Source organism: Dokdonella sp., assembly GCF_035703485.1.
Classification (GTDB): Bacteria; Pseudomonadota; Gammaproteobacteria; order Xanthomonadales; family Rhodanobacteraceae; genus Dokdonella.
In genome coordinates, this window is the sequence record NZ_DASSYD010000051.1 from 1 (window position 1) to 4,124 (window position 4,124).

The 4,124-nt window shown below is 59.3% G+C and carries 3 protein-coding genes and 1 pseudogene; 2 read left to right on the top strand and 2 right to left on the bottom strand.

The window, feature by feature from the left end:
• Positions 1-528: pseudogene (locus tag VFN25_RS03985) on the top strand (hypothetical protein); the annotation flags it as partial.
• A 31-nt stretch (positions 529-559) separates the two neighbouring features.
• Positions 560-2,353, top strand: a complete 1,794-nt coding sequence (locus VFN25_RS03990) for an XVIPCD domain-containing protein (RefSeq protein ID WP_027079689.1) — start codon at positions 560-562, stop codon at positions 2,351-2,353.
• Between the two features lie 449 nt (positions 2,354-2,802).
• Here VFN25_RS03990 and VFN25_RS03995 read toward each other — a convergent pair whose 3' ends face one another.
• Both VFN25_RS03995 and VFN25_RS04000 read right to left on the bottom strand, forming a co-directional pair.
• On the bottom strand, positions 2,803-3,753 hold the full coding sequence (locus VFN25_RS03995) for an HNH endonuclease (RefSeq protein ID WP_156899833.1): 951 nt from the start codon (positions 3,751-3,753) through the stop codon (positions 2,803-2,805).
• A gap of 30 nt (positions 3,754-3,783) precedes the next feature.
• Positions 3,784-4,124, bottom strand: a 341-nt coding sequence (locus tag VFN25_RS04000; protein ID WP_325139068.1) for a hypothetical protein, incomplete at its 5' end; no start/stop codon positions are given.

A 4,124-nucleotide genomic window follows, 5' to 3' on the forward strand; every position in this document is an offset into this window, starting at 1 on the left:
GTTCAACCACAGAGGTGGTTGCCGAACGGGCCCACCGTAACAGGACAAGGATTGCCGATGAAGATCAGATATTTCGGTTGGCTCATGGTGGCCGCAGCTGCGGGTTGCACTACCGTCGAGGCCAGCCAAGCAGCGTCCGCCTCGCTCTGCGAGGAAGCTCGCGGCTGGAGTTCGGCCGCATCTGAAGACGCGACGCGGATCCTTCCAAGCGAAACTTCGGAAGAAGGCGGACGCACCTATCGGTTTGACCTTGCAGGGCGTGGTGGGCTCCGAGTCCTGCATGCAGAGTGCGGATGGGCGTCCTACTCGGAATGCGCATTCCAGGTCACGCGAATCGATGGCTCGCAGTACGCGTTCTCGGATCTCTCCACGTTCGGCCTGTGGGAATACCAAGGCGCGCTCTATCTCCTCTACGGCATAGTCGACCCGAAAACAGAAGTCGATGCCGGCAAGCACAGGATCACGAAGGTCAGCAATCCGCCCACCGAGGTGTGCAACGAAATCGGGGACTACTCCGACCTGATGTAGACGCCGTCCGTTTCAAAGGGAGCTTCATGTCATGGAATACAACACGCTCACCCAAGATCAGTACAACGAGCTGGTCGGTGATCTGATCAAGCTTACGGAAAGCCTGCACACGCGCGCACAAGACATCGGTGATGGCCGTGCCACCATCGGCTACGGCTATACCTTCAACCGCGACAACAATGTTGATCTCTGGAGGGACTCCGGCATTCACCTCGCGGAATCCGAATGGCGGCAGCTTGCCGAGATCGATGCTGGCAGGCCGCGTGACCGCACGGGATTGGGGCTCGCATTCAATCGCACGCTCACTGCCGCGGAGAGCGATCAGCTTCTCGTGGCTTCGCTGCCAGAGTATGAGCGTCCCATCGAGGGGCTCGACATGCCGGTGTCACAGGAGCGCGCGGCACTTGTGTCGCTGGTCTACAACCGCGGCGCGGGCGCATATCGTGCTTCCATGCAGCCGTTTCGTGATGCTGTTGCGGCCGGTGATCGCAGCGAGGCCTGGTTTGAATTGCGCTACAACGCGTGGGGAAGCAATGCCATGTATGAGGCAGGCCTGCGCAAGCGCCGCTATATGGAATCGGAACTCTTCGGCCTTTACGACGACCCGAACAATGTTTCCACCGAAGAAGCAGTTTCAAGCTATCGGATGTATCAACTGCATCGCGAGCGCATCAATGATGACGAGCAGCGTTGGGGTGTCGACATCGACGGAAACCCCGGCCAGCGCAATCTCATCGCTGAGGCCAACCGCGACTATGCCGGTATCCTGGACACACATGGAAGCGTCAAAACGGTAGCCGAAGCACTTGAGCCCGCAAGGATACGGCTGCTATCCGATCTGAGAACCAGGTATCCAGAGATTGCGGGGCAGCTTGGCGACGAAGCTTTCAACGCTGGCGCCATCCATATTGACCCGGGCCGCGATTCCGCGAACGTTGCCGTCGCCCCGACTCATGCCGCCACACTTGATGCCACACGCAGTAATGATCGTGAAGTCGATAGCAACGACCTTCTTCTCGGGGAGGGTGGAAGTGACACGCTGATCGGCGGTCGTGGCGACGACGTGCTCATCGGCGGGGCCGGCCGCGACAGGCTGCGAGGCGGCGAAGGTGACGACACCTACGTGGTGGATGATGGCGACATCATTCGAGACGACGATCTGCGCGGCGGGATCATCTGGCATGGTCAGCGCCTCACCGGCGGCTCACACCATGAGAATGACCCCGCAGACGTGTTTCGCAGCGAAGATGGGCAGCATAGCTATCGCATGGATGGCACCCGTCTGGTGATCAGTGACGGCCGAGGACAGTCGGTGATCGTGCAGGACTATCGGCCCGGCAGCCTCGGCATCACGTTAGCTGAGGCGCCCCATCGTGATCATGATCAGGTGCCGGGCCGCTCCATCGGTGAAGCCGGGCGAACACACGTCCCGACAGGCGCGCCGGATGATCATCCGCTGCTGCGGCAGGCACGCGAAGCGGTCGCGCGTCTTGACGGAACACTCGGTCGGGCTTTCGACGATGCAAGTGAACGAATGAGTGCCAGCCTCGCCGTTCTTGCGCATCGGAAGGGCATGGAGCGCATTGATCATGTCGTGCTGAGTCAGCAAACCAGCACAGCGCGCGCAGGGGAGGCTGTGTTCATTGTGCAAGGCCGGCTGGACGATCCGGCACATCTACGGGCCCATGCGACAACCGCAACTGCCGTCGAAACGCCGGTGCGGGAGTCGCTGGCGCACCTTGAATCCCTCGAGCGCCATGATCCGGCGTTGCAGCAGAGGCCGTTCGAACAGGAGCAAGCCCAGAGGCAGGTGCGCATCATTTGATTGATCAGCCCCTATGCGCACCGCTGGCATGGGAAAACGCCAGCGCGAGAACGGGTCGGGTTCACTTACGAGATCATAGAAAGTGAACCCGACTCCTCTTTTCCCATTGAGGGAAATTGAGTCCGCCTCATTCTACGGTCCCGATTCTTATAAGGCTTGGTTTGCGACAGTGCAGGATTCAAGTGCTGCCACAGAGGTGGTTTTGAACGATGAAGAGTCGGCGGTGCCGGAAGAACGCGAGGTTCCGTAGAATGGGTTGAGCACAGCGATACCCACCCTACGAGTTGATTCCAGTGGCCAGCTTCGTACTCCGTTGAACGTGGCAGGGTCAAATCCTGATCAGTAGCTCTGTAGTTCTCTTTTGACGGCCAGGCTCACTGGTGAGGGTTTGATGAGAGTAGCGGAAGTGTTCTCGCTCAATGAGAGTGGGGCATGCGCAAACCACGGGGTCAGCCGCGGGATGTCGTGAGCAGATCGAGCAAGGGGTCCGTGAGTTTCTTGAAAGCATTCTCGAATACGGCATTCCGGTGATATTCGAGATAGGTCTTTTGGTTGGTACTGAAGGACCCGCACTTCCGGCCTTGGCCCAAGTCAATGCCGATCCGGCTGATGACGTCACTGGGCAAATGTTGGGAACGAACAAGCGCGCCGTTATCCTCGAAGGTAATCCAGCCTCGATCGAACAGATGGTCTGCAGTAGGGCTCAGCAGAAGCCCGTTATTTCCGTCGACCCGCTCATCTCCAGATGCGCACTTCGACCATGGTTTGATGTGGCTCGCTCGCAGGAAGCGAAGGTCTGCGATGCGAGTGAGTCGGCACTCCTTCTCCACGATCAGCAATCGCCGTTTGAAGAGGGACTGTTTGGTTCTAACTTCCATGATTTGGCTGTTGGCAGTGGCTGCCAACTCAATTTCCGGCGCCGCTGCGTCGGTGATTGACCTCTGGAACGGCTCGAAAGCTGATTCAAGAGGCTGCAACTTGAAGACGAGTGCTTTGCGAGGCATGCCATTGGTATCGGGAACGCCGACTTGCTGATAGGTGCTCAGGAACTGGAATTCCCCCAGAAAACGATATGGGCGGCCATGCCCCATCATCTGGAAGAGAAGGAGACGCTTGCCGCTCCGTAGATGTTCGCGAATAGCCAAGTTTCCGCCAGAGAACGTCATGTCCCCGCGTTGGCCTTCGCCGTAGTAATGCAGAACGTTCTCTTCGTCCCAGAAGTCGTGATAGCCGTGCTGCTTGCCGGCCTCTCCGGTAAACAGGATCACGTATGGACTGGTGGCAGGTGTCGAGATGCCACCTTGTCGCTGGCCGCCCAAAAGACCATGGATCTGTTCGCGTCGGTTGTAGAGCGCACCGACTTCAAAAGGCAGACTGGTCGAGGGCAGCAAGCGCTCCATGGGCGCCAGGATAACCACTGGCGACACGCTTTATAACTTTCTAATGCGCACCTGATCAGCACGGGCCAGAACCGGGATCAGAGGAACTCCCGTGCGTTGATGCAGGGGTCCGGGCCGCAAGGCCGCCCCAGGATTCGCCTCCAGTGACGCAAAAAGCGCCATCACTGTCGCCGCAAGTGTCGTCGCAGTCGCTCCCGGCGGCTCCGTTGCCCCAAAAAGCGTCAGTCGCGGCACTTGTTGACTCGAGCTTGAGCCAGGAAGCGCCTCGCGTGGCGCTTTTTGCGCCAATGCTGGCAACTGGAGCGCCGCGACCGGCGCGGGAAGGGTCGGCGCTGGCGCTTTTTTCGCCTGCCCCATGACCGGAAAGCGCC

Coding starts and splice junctions, on each gene's coding strand:
- VFN25_RS03995 (WP_156899833.1), bottom strand. CDS start 3,753: ATGGAGCGCTTGCTGCCCTCGACCAGTCTGCCTTTTGAAGTCGGTGCG.
- VFN25_RS03990 (WP_027079689.1), top strand. CDS start 560: ATGGAATACAACACGCTCACCCAAGATCAGTACAACGAGCTGGTCGGT.